General features: G+C 40.6%; 17 protein-coding genes. 1 reads left to right on the top strand and 16 read right to left on the bottom strand.

The window, feature by feature from the left end; translation table 11 throughout:
• Nucleotides 1–14: 14 nt before the first annotated feature.
• The 16 genes from BLQ18_RS00865 to BLQ18_RS00790 all read right to left on the bottom strand — a co-directional run bounded on the left by BLQ18_RS00865 (nt 15) and on the right by BLQ18_RS00790 (nt 18,302).
• Nucleotides 15–1,610: a M1 family metallopeptidase gene (locus tag BLQ18_RS00865; protein ID WP_090291736.1), complete on the bottom strand. Its 1,596-nt coding sequence runs from the start codon at nt 1,608–1,610 to the stop codon at nt 15–17.
• 47 nt (nt 1,611–1,657) lie between these two features.
• Nucleotides 1,658–2,941 (bottom strand): argininosuccinate lyase, encoded by a 1,284-nt coding sequence (argH, locus tag BLQ18_RS00860; protein ID WP_090291734.1) that lies wholly within the window; start codon nt 2,939–2,941, stop codon nt 1,658–1,660.
• 73 nt (nt 2,942–3,014) lie between these two features.
• On the bottom strand, nt 3,015–4,085 hold the full coding sequence (locus BLQ18_RS00855) for a M20 family metallo-hydrolase (protein ID WP_090291732.1): 1,071 nt from the start codon (nt 4,083–4,085) through the stop codon (nt 3,015–3,017).
• Nucleotides 4,082–4,861: an acetylglutamate kinase gene (gene argB, locus BLQ18_RS00850; RefSeq protein ID WP_090291730.1), complete on the bottom strand. Its 780-nt coding sequence runs from the start codon at nt 4,859–4,861 to the stop codon at nt 4,082–4,084. The genes BLQ18_RS00855 and argB overlap by 4 nt, the downstream gene beginning before the upstream one ends.
• A 1-nt stretch (nt 4,862) precedes the next feature.
• Nucleotides 4,863–5,609 (bottom strand): SDR family NAD(P)-dependent oxidoreductase, encoded by a 747-nt coding sequence (locus BLQ18_RS00845; protein ID WP_090291728.1) that lies wholly within the window; start codon nt 5,607–5,609, stop codon nt 4,863–4,865.
• Nucleotides 5,606–6,547, bottom strand: a complete 942-nt coding sequence (locus tag BLQ18_RS00840) for a Rossmann-fold NAD(P)-binding domain-containing protein (RefSeq protein ID WP_090291726.1) — start codon at nt 6,545–6,547, stop codon at nt 5,606–5,608. The genes BLQ18_RS00845 and BLQ18_RS00840 overlap by 4 nt, the downstream gene beginning before the upstream one ends.
• Nucleotides 6,547–7,671, bottom strand: a complete 1,125-nt coding sequence (locus BLQ18_RS00835; RefSeq protein WP_090291724.1) for an aspartate aminotransferase family protein — start codon at nt 7,669–7,671, stop codon at nt 6,547–6,549. Before BLQ18_RS00835 ends, BLQ18_RS00840 begins: the two co-directional genes overlap by 1 nt.
• A gap of 48 nt (nt 7,672–7,719) precedes the next feature.
• Nucleotides 7,720–8,514, bottom strand: a complete 795-nt coding sequence (gene proC, locus BLQ18_RS00830; protein ID WP_090291722.1) for a pyrroline-5-carboxylate reductase — start codon at nt 8,512–8,514, stop codon at nt 7,720–7,722.
• A 103-nt stretch (nt 8,515–8,617) separates the two neighbouring features.
• Nucleotides 8,618–9,592, bottom strand: coding sequence for an N-acetyl-gamma-glutamyl-phosphate reductase (gene argC, locus BLQ18_RS00825; RefSeq protein ID WP_090291720.1), 975 nt, complete (start codon nt 9,590–9,592; stop codon nt 8,618–8,620).
• The gene (locus tag BLQ18_RS00820) at nt 9,589–10,776 is read right to left on the bottom strand and encodes an argininosuccinate synthase (protein ID WP_090291719.1); all 1,188 of its coding nucleotides are present in this window, start codon (nt 10,774–10,776) and stop codon (nt 9,589–9,591) included. Before BLQ18_RS00820 ends, argC begins: the two co-directional genes overlap by 4 nt.
• Before the next feature lie 82 nt (nt 10,777–10,858).
• Entirely contained in the window at nt 10,859–11,473 is a 615-nt protein-coding gene (locus BLQ18_RS00815) for a GNAT family N-acetyltransferase (RefSeq protein ID WP_090291717.1), read from the bottom strand.
• Nucleotides 11,474–11,697: 224 nt separating this feature from the next.
• A complete protein-coding gene (locus BLQ18_RS00810; RefSeq protein ID WP_470303224.1) occupies nt 11,698–12,996 on the bottom strand; it encodes an MptA/MptB family glycosyltransferase in 1,299 nt (432 codons plus the stop codon).
• A 59-nt stretch (nt 12,997–13,055) separates the two neighbouring features.
• Nucleotides 13,056–14,540: a cellulose synthase family protein gene (locus BLQ18_RS00805; protein ID WP_090291713.1), complete on the bottom strand. Its 1,485-nt coding sequence runs from the start codon at nt 14,538–14,540 to the stop codon at nt 13,056–13,058.
• Nucleotides 14,541–15,230: a glycosyltransferase family 2 protein gene (locus BLQ18_RS00800; protein WP_090291710.1), complete on the bottom strand. Its 690-nt coding sequence runs from the start codon at nt 15,228–15,230 to the stop codon at nt 14,541–14,543.
• A gap of 113 nt (nt 15,231–15,343) precedes the next feature.
• Nucleotides 15,344–16,948 (bottom strand): 4Fe-4S binding protein, encoded by a 1,605-nt coding sequence (locus BLQ18_RS00795; RefSeq protein WP_090291709.1) that lies wholly within the window; start codon nt 16,946–16,948, stop codon nt 15,344–15,346.
• Between the two features lie 4 nt (nt 16,949–16,952).
• Nucleotides 16,953–18,302 (bottom strand): NAD(P)/FAD-dependent oxidoreductase, encoded by a 1,350-nt coding sequence (locus BLQ18_RS00790; protein ID WP_090291707.1) that lies wholly within the window; start codon nt 18,300–18,302, stop codon nt 16,953–16,955.
• Nucleotides 18,303–18,429: 127 nt separating this feature from the next.
• Here BLQ18_RS00790 and BLQ18_RS00785 point away from each other — a divergent pair, with 127 nt between their 5' ends.
• Nucleotides 18,430–19,443, top strand: coding sequence for a glycoside hydrolase family 113 (locus BLQ18_RS00785; RefSeq protein ID WP_090291705.1), 1,014 nt, complete (start codon nt 18,430–18,432; stop codon nt 19,441–19,443).
• Nucleotides 19,444–19,539 lie beyond the last annotated feature (96 nt).

Here is a 19,539-nt window from a genome sequence, read left to right as displayed (position 1 = left end):
TTTAAGATATGAATCTAAAATTTCCCCATATCCTCAAACAACGTCCACTCGTTGGGATCCAAAACAACGGATTCGGGTTGGCCGTCAAATTCAACTTCCAAATTTTCCTTTTGGTTTTTAATGTCTAGGGTTTTGATGGTCATTTTCCCATCTTTTACCAAACCTATTTCCAAAGGAAACTGAAACACATGATGGTCTTGTTGTTGTTCCAATTTGATTTTTACCTTGCCATTCAAATACGTCCATCCCCATTTGATCTGTGGATGGCCTTTTACATACAACCATTGCTTAAAAAAGGATTCCAAATCTTGGCCTGAAGCTTCCTCCATGGATTTTTGGAAATCCTCACTAAGCACATTGCCGTTTTGGTAGGTGGCGTAGTAGTGACGAATACCCTCCCAAAAAACACCATCACCCAATTTGTGGCGAAGCATGTTCAATACCCAACCTCCTTTTTGGTAAGAGTTGGTGCTCAATACCTTCATCGGATCTTTTATGGATAGGTCTACAATGGGAGCAGGATTTTTTCGGTAATAATCAAAGATTTGTTGTTTGTCTGTGGCCAAATCCTCTTTTCTACGCTCATCGCCATACACACTTTCGAGGTATAAAATGCTGAAATAGGTTGCGAATCCCTCGCTCACCCAAACATGGTTCCAACTTTTCTCCGTAGCCGAGTTCCCAAACCATTGATGTGCAATTTCGTGGGCAATTAAAGGCTCCACGGTTTTGTTTCCCGTGACCGAATTTTCAAAATAGGCGATGGTGCCCGCATTTTCCAATCCGCCCCACTGGGTCTTGGCCTGCATATTGGCCAATTTTGCATAGGAATAGGGCCCAATATGGTCGATAAAATATTCAAGGACATTTCCAGCGACTTCATAATCGCCAAAACCTTCCAATCTATTTTGCGGGTACACCCAGGCCGAAACCTCGATGTCGTCCACGTAGTCCACCACTCGACTTGCAAATTCGGTAACCCCAATGGTCACCACTTTGATGGCAACTGGGGCAGGTTCTTTGTAAATGGTAAGTTTATACCCGTTTTCGAGATTGCTTTCCTCCACTTTTTTGCCCGTAGCCACAACATCATAATGCTCGGGAGCGGTAATTCGAAATTCCAAACTGGCTTTATCGTACGGATGATCCACGGAGGGCAACCAATGTCTTCCCAAATTGGGCCAATTGTCGCCAAAAAAGGAGCGTTTTCCATATTTGGTGGTGTCGATCACCAAACCTCTTTCGGGAACGCCTTGATATTTGATGGTATACGTCTGAATGGAATCTGTTGAAGTGTTTGGAACAATATTGATTTTATTGTTGGCATAGGAATAATTGGCTTTGGAATCTCCATCCAGTACTTCGGTCACTTCCATACCAAACTCACCCAATTTTTGAATTAAATCCAAAGCAAAAGGAACAGCCTTTTCTTTGAAAAGGACGGTTACCTGAGCTTCCCCCTTAATTTGGTTATTCTCATCGTTTAGCTCCAGTGCAAAAACATAGTGTTGCACATCTACTCCCTCATTTTTTTGGTAGATGTCTTGGGCCGAAACAAAGCAAACAACCGAAAAACAAAGAAGAATACAGAGGGTAATGGATTTATGCATAGTTGATGTTTAAATCATGGTTTGAATTCCACCACAATTTATCCAATTTATCCTAATACCTTTTCCATTTTCTTTTTTATCTCCTCCAAACACAAATTGCCCAAACTGCCTTCGTGGTTATGTTCGATATCACGTTTGGGTTTAAAATTGCCATTTTCTATGGCCTTACCCATGGTTTTATAGGCATCACGGAACGGCATGCCACTTTTTACCAATTCGTTCAAGGTATCCACACTAAAAAGGTAGTCGTATTTTGGATCTTCCAAAATAGATTTGTTCACCTTGATTTCCTTTAAGCTGAAAGTCATCAATTCCAAACAAGCTTGCATATCTTGTAATGCAGGAACAATCACTTCTTTTACCAATTGCAGGTCACGGTGGTAACCACTCGGTAAATTATTGGTGATCAATATCAGTTGGTTGGGCACCGCTTGGATCTTATTGCATTTTGCTCGGATCAATTCAAAAACGTCTGGGTTTTTCTTGTGCGGCATTATGCTACTTCCCGTAGTCAACTCGTTAGGGAAAGAGATAAAATCAAAATTCTGGCTCATGTACAGGCAAATGTCCATTGCCATTTTGGATAGGGTAGCTGCCACGCTCGAAATTCCGAATGCAGTTGCCTTTTCCGCTTTCCCACGGCCCATTTGAGCAGCAACCACATTATATTTAAGGGTATCGAAGCCCATTTCTTGAGTTGTAAAACTTCTATCGATAGGAAAAGAGCTTCCGTAACCTGCGGCACTTCCCAATGGATTTTGGTCGGCCACTTTATAGGCGGCCTGTACAAAGTAGAGGTCATCTATCAAGCTTTCGGCATAGGCAGAAAACCAAAGTCCAAAAGAGGAGGGCATAGCAATTTGCAAGTGGGTGTAACCAGGTAGCAAAACACTTTTATGTTTCTCAGCCAACTTCATCAACAAATCAAAAAGTTCTTTTACTTGATTTTTGATCTCTGTGAGTTCATCCTTTAAGTACAATTGCATGGCCACCAAAACTTGGTCGTTTCTGGAACGCGCGGAATGGATTTTTTTACCAGTGTCACCCAATTTCTCGGTCAACATAAATTCGATTTTGGAGTGCATATCCTCAAAATCGTTTTCAATGGTGAACTTGCCTTTTTCGATATCCTTGGCAATTTCATCCAACCCTTTGGTCAAATCTTTGGCCTCATCTTCGGTCAATAGTCCAACTTTGCCCAACATTTTGGCGTGCGCCTTGGAGGCAATCACATCGTATTTCGCGAGGACCAAATCGAGTTCTCGGTCGTTGCCTACGGTAAATTGGTCTATTTTTTTATCGGTACTGAATCCTTTATCCCAGAGTTTCATAATTTCAGTTTTGTCATTCCCACGAAGGTGGGAATCATATTATTTTGTTCTCGACTGCGCTCGAACTGACAGCCTATTGTAAAAATCCTGTTAGGATTTTGATGTAAAGGTCAATCCCCTCCACAATTTCGTCTACATAAATAAATTCGTTGGCGGAGTGGGAGCGAGTGCTATCACCAGGGCCCAATTTTACCGATTGACAGCTCAATGCTGCTTGGTCGGATAAGGTGGGTGACCCATAGGTGCCTCGACCCAAGGCCAATCCGCTTTTTACCAAATCGTGATTTGGGTCAATGTTTGATGAATTTAATCGAAGGGAACGAGGTATCATTTTGCAAGGTGCTTCTTTTTGAAGCAAATCTGCAATTTCTTGGTTGGTATAGCAATCGTTCACGCGTACATCCACTACCATATCTACTTGTGAAGGTACTACGTTATGCTGTTTTCCCGCATTGATTTGGGTTACGGTCAATTTTACTTCACCCAAGGCTTCGGACACTTTTTCAAAAGTATAATCCTTGAACCATTGGAGTACTTCAATAGTGTTGTAAATGGAATTGTCATCGTTCGGATGCGCTGCGTGCGATGGAGTTCCTTCTACCACTGCATCAAATACGACCAAACCTTTTTCTGCGATGGCCAAATCCATCAAAGTGGGTTCTCCTACGATGGCCACGTCAATTTTTGGTAGAATAGGAAGGAGGGCACGAATGCTTTTTTCACCTGCATCTTCTTCCTCTGCCGTGGCGGCCATAATTATATTATGGCTCAACCCTTCTTTATCATAAAAGTGAACAAAAGTGGCCAAAAGGGATACCAAACAGCCCCCTGCATCATTACTGCCCAGACCATAGAGTTTTCCATCTTCCACATGGGCATCAAACGGGTCTTTGGTATAGGCATTGTTCGGTTTCACCGTATCGTGGTGCGAATTGAGCAAAAGGGTAGGCTTACTTTCATCAAAATACTTGTTGAACGCATAGATGTTATGGTATTGCCTTTGGGTTTCAATTCCAAAACTTTGAAGAAAAGCGACAATGGCATCTCCTGTTTTGTCCTCTTCACCCGAAAATGAGGGGATGGAAATGAGTTCCCTTAATAAGGCGATGGCTTTTTCCGTAAGTATGTCTTGTGTTATTTTCATAAAGTCAATGTCGTAAAATCGGGGTTGTTGGCTTCGAGCATGCTACTGTTTCCTACACATACTTTGGCTACGTGGTTGCGTAGCGCATAAAAACAATTGTGCATTTTGGGAAGCATACCGTCAGCAATTATACCGTAAGCTAAAAGCTCATCGTATCCTTTGGAGTCGATATGTCGAATCACAGAATTTTCATCATTTACATCTTGAAGCACCCCTTTCTTTTCAAAACAATAGTAAAGGGTTGTTTCAAATTGGTCGGACATAGCAATGGCGATTTCAGCCGCGATGGTATCTGCATTGGTGTTCAACATCTGCCCTTTTCCATCGTGTGTTAAAGCACAAAAAATGGGTGTAAAACCAGCTTGAAGCAATTTAAAAATCGCATAGGTGTTTACGGTGTCCACATCACCCACCAAACCAAAATCTACATTTTTCTTCGGTCGTTTATGCGCACGGATGGCATCACCATCAGCACCACTCATGCCTATGGCATCGGTACCCAAAGCTTGAAGTTTTGCCACGATTTTTTTACTCACCAAACCTCCGTACACCATGAGTGCAATATCCAAGGTATCGGCATCCGTAATTCTTCTGCCATTCACCATTTTGGATTCTATTCCTAGTTTGTTACCCAGCTCGGTTGCTTTTCTTCCGCCACCATGAACCAAGATTTTATTTCCTTCCATTTTGGAAAACAGACCGAGTACGTGCTCAAATCCTTCGGCATCCTCAATAACGTTGCCACCAATTTTTACTATGGATAATTTTTGTTTCATACTAAGTGTTTATAATACCACCATCTATAGTTACTGTGGTTCCCGTAATCCATGAACTATCTTCGGAAACCAGAAAAAGTACTAGCTTGGCCACATCTGCTGGTGTGCCCAATCTATTTAGTAGTGTTGCATTTTTTGCGTCTTCAACCGCTTTATCGGGATTTTTGAATGCCTTGGCAGATTCCCATAACAAAGGAGTGTCCACTGGGCCAGGACATATGGCATTTACCCTAATTTTAGGCGCATATTCAACCGCCATTTGCTTCATTAAAGCCACTGATGCTGCCTTTGAGGCACAGTAGGCTGGATGATTTGGAAAACTTTTAAAAGCTGCAATTGATGCATTTATCAGGATGTTACCCTGAGGTTCTTTTTGCAAGTAGGGAAGCGCATATTTACAAAGATAAAATATGGAACTGAGATTGGTATTGATTGTATTTTGCCATGAATCAATAGACAGTTCCTCAACATTTCCCAATCCAAGAACCCCTGCATTCAATGATAGGATGTCCAGTTTACCATACAATTCGATTGCGGTATCGACCAATTTTTTGTTATAGGATGGGTCTGTTATATCACCAGAAAGGAAAATAGCATTGTCCAAACTTTCTTCCAAGGCCGCACCTCTTTCTTGGTTGCGACCAGAAAGTACAAGCTGGGCACCTTCAGCAGCAAGGGATTGAGCAATTGCTTTTCCCATTCCACTGGTTGCTCCAGTAACAATACAGACCTTTCCTTTTAATTTCATTTTAGGTTTTCCAATATTTTTTTCAATACGATCTGTGCGGAAAAAATCCTGTTTTTGGATTGCTCCACCACCAAAGATTGATTTCCATCCAACACTGCATCTTCCACCACCATATTTCGTCGAACAGGTAGGCAATGCATGAATTTTGCCTTCCCTAATTTCTTCTCGGTCATGGTCCAGTTGGTGTCTTTGTTCAGCACTTGGCCATAATACGTATAATTGCTCCAGTTTTTAACGTATACAAAGTCGGCATCTTCCAAAGCTTTGTCTTGATCATGCTCAATGGTACAACCTTCGGTGATGGCTGGATTCAGCTCGTAACCTTCTGGATGGGTGATCACAAATTCAGCATCTTGCAATTTCATCATCTCCACAAAAGAATTGGCCACGGCGTGTGGCAATGCTTTAGGATGAGGTGCCCAGGACAGTACCACTTTAGGTTTTTTGTCCAATTTGTTTTCTTCCAGTGTGATGGCATCTGCCAACGCCTGTAAGGGGTGACCCACTGAACTTTCCATATTCACCACTGGAATCGAGGCATATTTGGCAAATCCGTTGATGACCTCTTCGGATTCGTCTTTTGCTTTGTCCTGAAGACCTGCAAATGCCCTAATAGCCACAATATCGCAATATTGCGAAACCACTTGTGCAGCTTCTTTGATATGTTCCGATGTGCCTTGGTCCATTACTGTGCCGTCACCATATTCCAAAGCCCAACCTTCATTGCCAAAATTCATTACCATCACTTCCATGCCCAAATACATGGCCGCTTTTTGTGTACTCAAACGTGTTCTTAGACTATTGTTGAAAAACAACAGGCAAATGGTTTTATGCTTGCCCAAATCTTCAAATTGATAAGGGTCTTTTTTTAGTTTAATTGCTTCGTCCACCCATTGGGGGAGCGATTCTATATCGTTAACAGATAAATAATGCTTCATTATAATGCTTTTTTAAGACCATCAAAAAATAGGTCGATATCGGCTTTGGTGATGTTCAACGCTGGTAGGAATCGCAAAAGCTTTTTGTTCTTGGCACTACCTGTAAACATGTGCTGTTCCACAATCATTTTTTTGCGGAGTTCGGCTACCTCAAAATCAAATTCAAGTCCGATCATTAATCCTCTCCCTTTCACTTTTTTGATTTCAGGAATCTCAGCTGCTTTTGTTTTGAAATAAGCGCCAAGCTCTGCAGCATTTTTAATCAAGTTTTCGTTTTCCAAAACTTCCAAAACAGCTAAACTTGCGGCACAGGCCAAGTGATTTCCACCAAAAGTGGTTCCCAAAAGTCCGTAAGAGGGTGTGAATTTTTCATGGATCAATACACCACCAACAGGGAAACCATTGCCCATTCCTTTGGCTATGGAAATAATGTCGGGTTGCACCCCATGATGTTGAAATCCAAAGAATTTTCCGCTACGGCCATAGCCTGATTGTACTTCATCGGCAATCAAAACTACATTGTTTTCCTTGCACTTTTCAGCAATAAACTGATAAAACGCGGTAGTGGGTTCATCCAATCCACCTACACCTTGAATAGCTTCCAAAATCACCGCGCAATAATCATCCGAGGTGATGGCTTTTTCAAAGGCATCAAAATCGTTCAAGGCCAAAAAAGTGACTTCTTGCTGTTTGTTGATGGGTGCATTGATGCTTGGATTGTCCGTTGCGGCAACCGCCGCCGAGGTTCTTCCGTGGAATCCGTTGTTGAATGCAATAACTTTGGATTTCCCCGTGTGAAAGGAAGCCATTTTCAGCGCATTTTCGTTGGCTTCTGCCCCAGAATTGCACATAAATAGGTCGTACTCCTCACAACCAGATAAAACACCAAGTTTTTCAGCTACGGCTTCCTGCAACGGGTTTTGAACCGAGTTGCTGTAAAAAGCCATTTGGTCCAATTGATCCTTGATCCGTTTTACGTAATGCGGATGTGTGTGTCCGATAGAAATCACGGCGTGACCACCATAAAAATCCAAATACTTTTCCCCTTTGTCGTCCCAAACTTCAATGCCCTTGGCAGAAATTGGGGTTACATTGTAAAGAGGGTATACGTCGAATAATTTCATTTTTTTGTTTTTACACCCCTAAAGTCCCCTTAAGGGGACAATAAAGGTTTATGCTTTTCTGATGTGGCTAATTTTTTCATAGGAGGAAACAATTCCCTTGATCAATGATGAACTCAATCCTTGGTGCTCCATTTCGTTCAAACCTTCAATGGTGCAACCTTTTGGTGTAGTTACCCTGTCGATTTCTTCTTCTGGGTGACTTCCTGATTCAATCAATAGGCTAGCGGCACCGTTGCAGGTATGCATAGCCAATTCTTGGGCTTCCTTGGCATCGAACCCTAATTGAATGGCACCTTGTGTGGTTGCTCTTATCAATCGCATCCAAAAAGCAATACCACTGGCACAGATTACCGTTGCAGCTTGCATTTGTTCCTCAGGAATTTCCAAGGTGTGGCCCATACGGTTGAAAATGGCTTTCGCCAAATCAATGCGTTTTTTGCCCAATTCGTTGGAGCAAATACAGGTCATGGATTTGCCCACCGATATGGCCGTATTCGGCATGCTTCGGATGATGTACTTATCCGAACCGATGATTTCTTCAATTCTTGGAATACGGAAACCTGTGATGGTACTAATGATCACATGCTTTTCGGTCAAAAGGTCTTTGGTTTGTTCCAAAATGGTAGTAAAATGACCTGGTTGCACGGCGAAAATCAAGATGTCCGAGTTTTTTACGGCTTCCTGGTTATCTGAGGTCACGGTTACATTCCCGTATTTTTCAAATTCCTGAATGGACTTTGTGTTTCTTTTGGTGAGGTACATGGTGGTGGCTCCATTGCTGTGCAAAATGCCTTTTGCAATGGCCAATCCCAAGTTTCCTGCTCCTATGATGGCTACTTTCATATTTTACTTTTTTGTCATCTCGAGCGCAGTCGAGAGATGTGTATTTTGATAAAGGTCTCGCATCTCGACTCCGCTCGATGTGACAGCTCGACCCAGTCTTTATTTAAAATACCCCCGCTTTTAACAATAGACCTTCGGTTTCAGGGAAACCGAACATCAAGTTCATGTTCTGAACGGCTTGTCCAGAAGCTCCTTTTAATAAATTATCGATGGCCGATGTCACTAACAAAAGGTCTTCGTGTTTGTGCAAATGGATGTGACACTGGTTGGTGTTCACAACTTGCTTTAAATGCAGTTCCTCATCCGAAAGATGGGTAAAAACGGCATCTTTATAAAAATCTTGGTAAAGCGCTTTAGCTTTTTCCAAGGTTCCTTCGTATTTGGTGTAGGCAGTGGCCAAAATACCACGTGTGAAATTTCCTCGATTCGGCATAAAAAATAGTTTGCCCACAGCATTTCCAAAGGAACTCAAGCTTTCACCTATTTCTCCCAAATGTTGGTGGGTGAAAGGTTTGTACCAAGAAACGTTGTTGTTTCTCCAGCTAAAATGGGAGGTGGCAGATAATCCAACACCTGCTCCTGTGCTTCCCGTAACGGCATTAATGTGCACTTCGTTGTTCAACAATCCAGCTTTGGATAATGGCAATAATGCCAATTGAATGGCGGTGGCAAAACATCCTGGGTTTGCAATGGCGTTAGCAGCTTTTATAGCAGACTTGTTCAATTCTGGAAGCCCGTAAATAAAGCGTTGCCCATTAAAATTAGCATCTGCCTGCAACCTGAAATCATTGCTGAGGTCGATAATCTTTGTGGAGGCTGAAAATTGGTTTTCGTTTAAAAATGAGGTTGAATTCCCATGCCCCAAACAAAGAAAAACCACATCTACATTCGGGTTGATTTCCCCTGAAAACTTCAAATCTGTTTGTCCCAAAAGGTCTTGATGTGCGGATGAAATGGATTTGCCAGCCCTAGTGGTACTGAAAACAAAGTCGATTTCGGTTTGGGGGTGATTGAGCAAAATTCTAATCAATTCCCCGCCCGTATATCCAGAACCTCCTATGATTCCTGCTTTGATCATGAATCTTGGTTTACGTGGTTTGCAATTTTACCTGGGTTGGACAATATTTTAATGAATCCTTTGGCATCGTCAGCGGTCCAACCTTTGTTCATTTCACCATAACTTCCAAAGGAAGCGTTCATCAAATCATGTTCGGAAGCGATTCCGTTCAATTCAAATCGGTAAGGATGTAAAGTGATGAATACATCACCCGAAACATTTTTCTGGGTATCGGTTAAAAAGGCTTCGATGTTGCGCATTACTTCATCCAAATAATTACCCTCGTGCAACAACATGCCATAGAAATTGCCCAATTGCTCTTTTTGGTATTGTTGCCATTTGCTCAAGGTGTGTTTCTCCAACAAATGGTGCGCTTTTATAATGATCAAAGGGGCAGCGGCTTCAAAACCAACCCTTCCTTTAATTCCGATGATAGTATCTCCTACGTGGATATCCCTTCCAATGGCATATTTTGATGCGATTGCTGAAAGTTTTTCAATATTTGCCACAGGTGAGTTTTCTTCACCATCAATTGCAACCAATTCCCCTTTTTTAAAGGTCAATTTCAATTCTTTGGGCAATTCTTTTTCCAATTGACTCGGGTAAGCACTTTCTGGAAGTGAAAGATGAGAGGTCAAAGTTTCCGAACCTCCAACTGATGTTCCCCATAGACCACGGTTGATGGAATATTTGGCCTTTTCCCAAGAATATTCAATTCCATTTTGCTGTAGGTAATTGATTTCTTCTTCTCTTGCCAATTTTTTATCTCGAATTGGGGTAATGATCTCAATTTCTGGTGCCAAAATTTGGAAGATCATATCGAAACGCACTTGGTCGTTTCCAGCTCCTGTACTTCCATGAGCAATGTATCCAGCTCCCAATTTTTTGGCGTGGTTTACAATTTCGATGGCCTGAACGATTCGTTCTGCACTTACGGAAAGTGGGTAGGTGTTGTTCTTCAGTACGTTTCCGAAAATGAGATATTTTACTACTTTATCATAAAAGGTGGTCACAGCATCAATGGAAGTATAGGAACTGGCACCCAAAGCAAGGGCTTTGGTTTCAATTTCTTTGATTTCTTCTTGGCTAAATCCACCAGTGTTCACACTTACAGCATGTACTTCAAAGCCTTCTTCTTGCGATAAGTGCTTTGCACAATAGGAGGTGTCCAATCCGCCACTGTAGGCTAAAACTAATTTTTTCATTTTGAAATGCTTTATATTTTGTTGTCACATCGAGCGCAGTCGAGATGTGTTGCACATTCGTTGCGCAGTCGAACAGACCTTATTATTTATCTTTCTTTTTAAGGAAAAGGGTTTCTTTAATGCTTTTCAATCGTTGAAAAGCCTTTTTATTAATTTTTTCTGGTTCCGATTTTTTGGCATGAGGGTCGTGCAACATACCTGTACATAAACACATTTTTCTATCGGTTCGGGTCAGTATATCAAAATTCTTGCAAGTCTGACATCCTTTCCAAAATTCTGGATCATCTGTAAGTTCTGAAAACGTAACGGGTTTGTAACCAAGTTCATAGTTCATTTTCATTACGGCCAAACCAGTAGTAATTCCAAAAATTTTGGCATCAGGGAATTTTTTTCTTGATAGATCAAATACAGCCTTTTTAATTTGTTTGGCCAAACCTTGATTCCTATAATCTGGGTGGACTATCAATCCTGAATTGGCAACAAAGTCTTTGTTTCCCCAAACTTCGATGTAACAGAAACCAGCAAATTTATCGCCATCCAAAGCAATGATTGCATTTCCGTTTTGAAGTCTTTTAATGATATATTCTGGGGTGCGGCGAGCGATACCTGTACCGCGTACCTTGGCTGATTCAGTGATGGTGTCACTGATGATCTGTGCGTATTTAAAATGTGATTCGTTAGCAACTACAATGTCCATTGCAAGCGTTTATTCTGAAAAAAATAATAATAAATAATTGGAAGTTCAATGCGGAAATGGACTCACCTATTTCCATAAGAATATATGCACCCTTACGGGCGACGACGGCGGGGTGTAAATGGACTGATTGGCGTAAGTACGCTCAATGGGAATAATATGTGGTTTTGTCCTTTCATTACGAGGTTAAAAGTACAAATTAATTCGAATAGTGATAGGAGTGTAGGTTAATTTTTAAAGAAATATAACTTTTTTGAACCTTTACCTATCATTTCATAAAGAAAAACCCCAAAGACCAAAATGTATTCAACGGCCAATAACCATAAATTTTCTTTGTTGTCGGGATTGGTGTAGGCGAAATAACTTAAGATTACCGTGGCAGTCCAGACCAAGGGAAAGTTCAATTCGGTGAAAATGGCAATGCCCAACAAGAAAACAATATACCAAGGGTGCACAGTGCTGGATAAAAAGTAATAGGATGCCAATAACAGCGTCATGGAAGTAATCACGGATTGAAGACTACGATTTTTTCTAAGAAAGGTGATGAGCAAAGCCAACCCCAACACAATTTTGGTGATTATATTTCCATAAGTGTCGATGAGTTCCCAAGGTTTTGCTTCGTAATAGGTCACCGCAATTTTCTTTACTACATTATATATGCTGGCATTGAACTCGAAGTTATGGAACCAAAGTGCTAGGGTGTCTGAATAATTTTCAATAAAAACGGATGAGTAAAAAGGAAGCAAGAGGGCCAAACAACTTACTCCGATCAATGTATAGAAAATGGCACTCTTTTTAATGCCAAGATATTTCAAGAAAATGGGCAAAAATAGGAGTGGCATTAATTTGACCATGATGGAAAGGGCATAAATTGGTGTGGCCCACAACCATTTGTTTTTTGAAACCAAGTAAAGCGCCCAAACAAAAAAGAACAACATTACTCCTTCAAAATGGAGGTTGCCTGTAAGCTCGATGATCACCAATGGGTTGATGAAATACCAAAATGCCATGTGATTGGCTTGGTTGATATTTTGAAGCAACTTCCGACCGAAATAGAGGATTCCCAAATCAGCCAAAATAATGGTAAGTCGTAAAACGATTATGGAACTCATTACACTTCCGTTACCCAAAAAGGCTGAAAGCGCAAAAAATAGTTGGTTAACTGGAGGGTAATTACTGAAGTGTCTTGCGTTGAGATCTGTCATCCCCTCACGAAGCTCCTTCATGTTGGCAAAAACGATCTTGCCCTGTTCTAAAATTTGGTCTGGGGTGTAGAGATAGGGATTGATGCCATTTTTAATGAGTTCACCATCCCAAATAAAGCGGTAAAAGTCTTGTGATAGATTGGGTTCGGCAAACAAAAACACCAATCGGAATAGGATACCGACAACCAAAAGAAACTTAAAGTTCCATTTTTCAAACTGCATTAATTTGAAGCACAAATAAAAAAGTGCCCCAAACAGCATAAAAAACTTTACATAATCGGTGCGAACCAGGTTGTAAGCAAAACTCCAGTAAAATAACATACAAGCGACAGCAAAAATAATGGGATATCTATGCAGTCGCCAGTAAGATTGCATATGGGTTAGGCCTTAGAGGTAAGGGATTTGAAAAACACAAATCCAAAACCTAGGAACAACATTAAATGGAATGGGAACAATCCGTAGTCGTTCAAAGGTACTGCACTGTACATTCCGAATAGGAAGTATATCATTAAAGCAAATTCCAAAATCATGTTCGGAGACAATTTTTTGGTCAGGTATTTATTGCCCTTCCAACTGTCCGTAAGATTGTTGATGTTGAATTTTGGCGTGCGCACAAATTCACTTCTTTTACCCAAATGTCCTTCCAAAACAGCAACGGTGTTGTGCAATGAAAAGCCCAAAGCAACTGAAAAGAAAGTAAAGAAGAGTTTGATGTAATCTACAAAGTTGTCGAAACTACTTCCCTGAATACTTTTATAAGTGAACCAATAACAAACAAACAGAATTATAGTGCTCAGGATGAAGAAGCTTGTTACTTCAAAAATCCAATCCAAATGACCGTATGTGTTTTTGATGTACAACATCGGTATGCTCAACAAGGCCACGATGAACACACAAAGGAACATGGAGCTGTTCAACAAGTGCATTACACCATGGAATTTTGTTTTGAATGGTATATTCTTTGATTTGACTACACTCGCAACCGTTTTTCTGAAGTTTTCGGCACCCCCTTTGTTCCAACGGAATTGTTGGGAACGTGCTGCACTGATCACTACTGGAAGTTCGGCTGGAGTTTCAACATCCTCCAAATACTTGAATTTCCAGTTTTTCAATTGGGCACGGTAGCTCAAATCTAAATCTTCGGTCAAAGTATCGCCTTCCCAGTTACCCGCATCCAAGATGCATTCTTTTCTCCAGATACCTGCGGTTCCGTTAAAGTTGATAAAGTGTCCTTTTGAGTTTCTACCTACTTGTTCCAAAGTAAAGTGGGCATCCAAAGCAAATGCCTGAATTCTTGTCAGTGTAGAGTAATCACGATTGATGTGTCCCCAACGGGTTTGCACCACACCGATTTCTTGGTCTTTAAAGTAGGGAACTGTTTTCTTCAACCAATCACCTTCGGGCAAAAAGTCTGCATCGAAAATGGCGATAAATTCACCTTTGGCGATTTCAAGACCTTCCTTTAAGGCTCCAGCTTTATATCCTTTTCTGTTTTCCCTACGGATATGTTGAATGTCCAATCCAGTTTTTTGAAGCTCTTCGATTCTGCTTGCAGTTTCCAACACTGAATCGTCAGTAGAGTCATCCAACACCTGGATTTCCAATTTACTTTTTGGGTATTCTATCTTGGCGATGTTGTCCAACAAACGCTCAACAACATATTCTTCGTTGTAAATAGGAAGTTGAATTGTGACAAATGGAATCTCTTTAGGATCCAAAAGGTTGAACTTAGGAGCTTCCTCGTTTCGTTTTTTGTAGCCCAAGTAGTTGATCAGAAGATTCAACTGTGAAAGACTGTACATAAAAATCAAAATCAAGGCTGTACTGTAAATTCCTATGATGATGTAAGCGATTGTTAGTCCCATTTATTTTAAACTGTATTTAAAGATCCAACCTAAGATTTTTATGCCAGCAAATATAGTACCTTTTACCGTACCTGATACTTTTGAAACCCCAATTCTTCGTTTGTAACGCACTGGTACTTCGATATATGGCATTTTTTTTCTTAAAATTTTTAACTGCATTTCCACAGTCCACCCATAAGTTGTGTCCTGCATTTTCAATTCTTTGAGATTATCATATTTAATTGCCCTAAAAGGTCCTAAATCCGTAAATTTTGACCTAAAAAACAGGCGCATTAAAAATGTGGCCAAATCGTTCCCAAAAACCTGTTGTGGAGTCATCGAACCTGGCTCGCGAAGTGATTTTTTTCGCGCTCCAACCACAAAAACCACCCTATTTTCCAAAATTGGGGCAACAATCTTGTCTAATTCCTCTGGATAATCGGAATAATCTCCATCGATAAATACGATTATATCGGGTGCTTTGGATTGTTCGGAAATGTATTTCAATCCTTTTAGGCAGGCAAAACCATACCCTTTGTTGCTTTCGGATAAAACAGTAGCCCCAGCTTTGCTAGCATTGGCAGCTGTTTCATCGGTGGAGGCATTGTCCACAACAATAATTTCAGAAACGTGTTTGGGAAGTTCAGCAACCACTTTACCGATGGAATCCTCTTCGTTGTAAGCAGGGATAATGACTTTAATATCAGCCACTAGGCAAATTGGTTTAAGTTAGTGTTAGCAGTTGCCAAAACTAAACTTTTAAATGGAACTTGGACTATTTTACCGTTGAAATGCAAATGGGTTAATCCACTTTTACGAGATGCTTACTTCTGGTTGACTAATGTCATCAAATCCACATCGTTGCCCAACAAAACTTGATTACTGTCTATTCTTCCGTCGGTTGGACCGTTTTCCAATTTAAGTACACCACGGGGACATACGGCAGAACAAATACCGCAACCCACACAGCTAGCACGGACAATATTTTCTCCTTTTTGAGCGTAGGCGCGAACATCGATTCCCATTTCGCAATAGGTGGAACAATTGCCGCAAGAAATGCACTGACCACCATTGGTGGTTATCCTAAATCTTGAAAATAATTTTTGCTGAATCCCCATAATTGCAGCCATTGGACATCCAAAACGACACCAAACACGACTTCCAAAAATGGGATAAAATCCTGTTCCGATAACTCCAGAAAAGATACTTCCGATTAAAAAGGAATAGGTTTTGCGAAGTGTTTCAGATTTGAACAAAAACACATAACCATCTCCACTAAAAAAATGGAAACCTATCAGCGCCATGATGATCACAAAGTACCCGATGGCCCCATATTGGGCATCTTTTTGTAATTGTTTTCTCTTAAATATCATGATCCAGCCAAAAACCAAAGTCAAAAAGGAAGCAACCCCTATTAAAAAGGTGCTTTTGGTCAACCAATATTTGCTGGTGTCTTTTCCGAGATAGGAATAGATAACGGCAGTGGTCATTAAGGTTACAAAAACCACAACACTGTGTACCACCCAGCGTTCAATTTTCCATGCTTTGACCGATTTGTCACTCAATTGTCGAAAAGCATCACCAGCAGTTTCGGCAAGTCCACCACAACCACATACCCAAGAGCAGTACCATCTTTTACCATATTTATAAGTGAGATATGGAGTGATGATAAAAACCGAGGCAATCGCAAAAATCAATAAAGCAAAGCCAATATTACCCGAACTCAAAAACATTTTGATGCGATATCCTTCAAAATTGTAATAGTTGAGTGGCCAAATACTTTTAAGATCATAATAAGGAAGACTTCCACCATCTAAAATTTTATGTCCGTTTAAGCGTGCCATCAATTCAGGAATAATGAACGCAAAAGCGGTTTGGAAGAACATCACACTTAACGTACGCAATCGCTCGTATCGATTGTGACGGTATTTCCACAGAAATTTGATGCCAAAGATCAGAATAGCGACAGTGTAAAGCGTGCCGTAAACAAACCATTGACTTGCAGGATTTCCGTTCAACAATTTGCTCAAAGGGTCAAAAAGGGAGATAACTCCCGTATTTTCACCTTTGCTTGCTAACCCCAAATATTCAGGGTAAAAATAAAGTACAATATAAAACCCAGTGAGGGCCAAACCTGTCATCCATCCCAAAAGTCCACGGCTCGAAATGGATTTGAACCAAACCCCATCGTTTTTAATTCCAGGTAATTTATGGGAATAAGCATCCCACGAAAACCAGAGGGTCCCCAACGATATGGCCAACATGGAAATGGTGAGCCAAAGGCTTTTATTGGGAAAGGTCACGTTGAAAAGGGCCAATAGTAAAATGCCCATTCCGCCCATGCCCAAAACCACAGCCAATTTTTGGTTTAAACTTAAACTTGCTGGTGGTTGCCCAGTGAGGGCCATGCTTTTATCTACAGTGCTCATAGGCTTAATTGAACTGGAATATTCGTTTTAAACTTTTCTTTTTGGGTTGGATGGATTTACCAAAGGTGGAATTATAATTGGCTATAATTTCCTTTTCATAGTGTTTATAAAACTCAGGATCAAAATTGGCATCGACCAAATGTTCAATGACAAAATCAATGGTTTTGTTTGAAGACAACCATCGGTCAAAAATTTCATGTCGCATGCGAATACCCAGAGTGTTGATGCCCAAAAAAGTTTGAGATGCTGCATCAAAGGCAAGGGTAATGCATATTTTTTCTTTGGGATGTCGCCAATGAAAATGGATTTCGTTCTCGGCTTTGCGTCTTTCCGAAAATACCCAACCATAGGTTTGATACTCAATATCAAAAAACTTGGCAGAATTAAACCAATGTCCTGGTTTGTATTCCATTCGATTGCCACAAATGGTCTGCGCAACCGTTTCACCCATCATTCGTCCAGTGTACCAAACGGCTTCAACGGATTTTCGGTTTCCGATGGCTTCGTGCTGTTCGGTACAATCGCCAATGGCATATATGTTTTTAATGTTGGTTTCCAGAAAACGGTTGACTTTTACCCCTTTCCCAGTTTCAATGCCTGAATCTTTTAAAAAATCAATATTTGGGGTTACCCCTGCGGTGAGGCCAACAAAGTTGCAGGGAATTTCCTCTCCTGTTTCTTTTATGATGATCGATTTTGCCCTTCCATTTTCATCGGAGACTATTTTATCCAACGAAGCATTTAGGCGTAAATCTACATGATGCTCCAAAATATGTTCATTGATCATTTGGGAATCTCCTTTTGGCAACACTCCGTTCCAAAAACTGTTTTCACGTACCAAAAAAGTCACTGGAATATTTCGAGTTCGAAGCATTTCAACCATTTCAATACCTATAAGTCCTCCACCGACGACCACAGCTCTTTTACAAACTTTGTTATTGGGAGCGAATTCTTCCATCGACTCCAAGTCTTGTTTGGAATAAAGACCTTGAACGCCCTCCAAATCTTGACCAGGCCACCCAAATTTATTGGGTTTCGATCCCGTAGCTATAATCAATTGATCGTATTGAATCTCTTTTTGATCTGTTGTAATTAATATTTGATTCTCAGCATCAATTTTCGTGACAAACCCTTTCAACAAATCAATTCGATTCTTTTTCCAAAAACCCTTTTCGTAGGGTTGGGTATGCTCAAATTTCATGTGGCCCATGTACACATACATTAAGGCGGTTCGGGAGAAAAAATATTCAGATTCCGCGGAAATTATGGTAATTCTTTTGTCCGACAACTTACGTATATGTCTGGCAGCCGTTACACCTGCGATTCCATTACCTATAATTACAATGTGTTCCATGGGTTCGATTCAATACCAGTTTCAGTCGTACTAAAGTAAAAGAACTTAATCCATTGCCATAATTTAGAAGGATTTTAATATAGTTGACACTATATTTAATGTATTTTAGGAAGGTATTAAGTTGGTTATGAATAAATTAATTTGGGTTTTATTCCTAGTTTTTTTGTCTTGTACATCTCCAAAACCTGAAAAGGTAAATGGGATTAGCTTTGTGGGTTCCCGTAAAGAAGTAGCACAAGTACATGTGAATCCCGTATTGGATATCCATGCCAATTATGCCGCTATTATGCCCTACGGGTTTATTAGGGATATAGAAGCACCCGAACTTGTTTTTAATACCGACCGACAATGGTTTGGGGAACGTAGGGAAGGGTGTATGCAATACATAAAAACTCTTCATGAAAATGGGGTAAAAGTAATGTTGAAACCCCAACTTTGGATTTGGCGTGGTGAGTTTACTGGTCATATGGTGATGAAAACCGAAGAGGAATGGGAAAAATTTGAAAACTCTTATGCTCAATTTATTTTGCTCTATGCCGAGTTGGCGGAAGAGACCCAAACCGATATTTTTTGCATCGGAACCGAATTGGAAGCCTTTGTAAAAAACCGTCCCGAATTTTGGAACCAATTGATTGCTGATGTACGAAAGGTGTATAAAGGTAAAATCACCTACGCCGCTAATTGGGATGAATACGATGAAACTCCTTTTTGGAACCAATTGGATTACATTGGAGTGAATGCCTATTTTCCGCTTACGGATGATAAAGACCCAACCATGCAAGCCTTGAAAGAAGGTTGGAAACCTTGGAAAACTAAATTACAGGCTTTGGTTGAAAAGGAAAACAAGCCCATTATGTTTACCGAGTTCGGTTATCGCAGTATGGATTTTACGGGCAAAAAACCATGGTTGGTAGATCGCGGAGAAATGAATGTGAACCTTCAGGCTCAAGCAGATGCCATTCAAGTGATTTTTGATGAGTTTTGGAGTGAAGAATGGTTTGCTGGCGGATTTCTTTGGAAATGGTTTATTGATCATGAAGAAGTTGGAGGTCATGCCGATAATCGATTTACACCTCAAAATAAGCCTGCTGAATTGGTGGTTCGCAACCACTTTGCACAAGGCAAAAGAACTGGCAGTTAATAAGTTGGTCTGTTTTGTGGGAAAATTTCCCCGTACACTTTAACATCGTCTGTATTTTTTCTTCATATTTGTAGTGCATCCCACCCAAAATTTACA

Origin of the sequence: Flagellimonas zhangzhouensis (genome assembly GCF_900102925.1) — a bacterium.
GTDB classification, from domain to species: domain Bacteria; phylum Bacteroidota; class Bacteroidia; order Flavobacteriales; family Flavobacteriaceae; genus Flagellimonas; species Flagellimonas zhangzhouensis.
This window is presented reverse-complemented; position numbering and strand designations above follow the sequence as displayed.

What these genes read in the sequence shown, in the direction of transcription:
- BLQ18_RS00865 (WP_090291736.1), bottom strand. Translation starts at nt 1,610, where the DNA reads ATGCATAAATCCATTACCCTCTGTATTCTTCTTTGTTTTTCGGTTGTT.
- argH (WP_090291734.1), bottom strand. Translation starts at nt 2,941, where the DNA reads ATGAAACTCTGGGATAAAGGATTCAGTACCGATAAAAAAATAGACCAA.
- BLQ18_RS00855 (WP_090291732.1), bottom strand. Translation starts at nt 4,085, where the DNA reads ATGAAAATAACACAAGACATACTTACGGAAAAAGCCATCGCCTTATTA.
- argB (WP_090291730.1), bottom strand. Translation starts at nt 4,861, where the DNA reads ATGAAACAAAAATTATCCATAGTAAAAATTGGTGGCAACGTTATTGAG.
- BLQ18_RS00845 (WP_090291728.1), bottom strand. Translation starts at nt 5,609, where the DNA reads ATGAAATTAAAAGGAAAGGTCTGTATTGTTACTGGAGCAACCAGTGGA.
- BLQ18_RS00840 (WP_090291726.1), bottom strand. Translation starts at nt 6,547, where the DNA reads ATGAAGCATTATTTATCTGTTAACGATATAGAATCGCTCCCCCAATGG.
- BLQ18_RS00835 (WP_090291724.1), bottom strand. Translation starts at nt 7,671, where the DNA reads ATGAAATTATTCGACGTATACCCTCTTTACAATGTAACCCCAATTTCT.
- proC (WP_090291722.1), bottom strand. Translation starts at nt 8,514, where the DNA reads ATGAAAGTAGCCATCATAGGAGCAGGAAACTTGGGATTGGCCATTGCA.
- argC (WP_090291720.1), bottom strand. Translation starts at nt 9,592, where the DNA reads ATGATCAAAGCAGGAATCATAGGAGGTTCTGGATATACGGGCGGGGAA.
- BLQ18_RS00820 (WP_090291719.1), bottom strand. Translation starts at nt 10,776, where the DNA reads ATGAAAAAATTAGTTTTAGCCTACAGTGGCGGATTGGACACCTCCTAT.
- BLQ18_RS00815 (WP_090291717.1), bottom strand. Translation starts at nt 11,473, where the DNA reads ATGGACATTGTAGTTGCTAACGAATCACATTTTAAATACGCACAGATC.
- BLQ18_RS00810 (WP_470303224.1), bottom strand. Translation starts at nt 12,996, where the DNA reads ATGTTATTTTACTGGAGTTTTGCTTACAACCTGGTTCGCACCGATTAT.
- BLQ18_RS00805 (WP_090291713.1), bottom strand. Translation starts at nt 14,540, where the DNA reads ATGGGACTAACAATCGCTTACATCATCATAGGAATTTACAGTACAGCC.
- BLQ18_RS00795 (WP_090291709.1), bottom strand. Translation starts at nt 16,948, where the DNA reads ATGAGCACTGTAGATAAAAGCATGGCCCTCACTGGGCAACCACCAGCA.
- BLQ18_RS00790 (WP_090291707.1), bottom strand. Translation starts at nt 18,302, where the DNA reads ATGGAACACATTGTAATTATAGGTAATGGAATCGCAGGTGTAACGGCT.
- BLQ18_RS00785 (WP_090291705.1), top strand. Translation starts at nt 18,430, where the DNA reads ATGAATAAATTAATTTGGGTTTTATTCCTAGTTTTTTTGTCTTGTACA.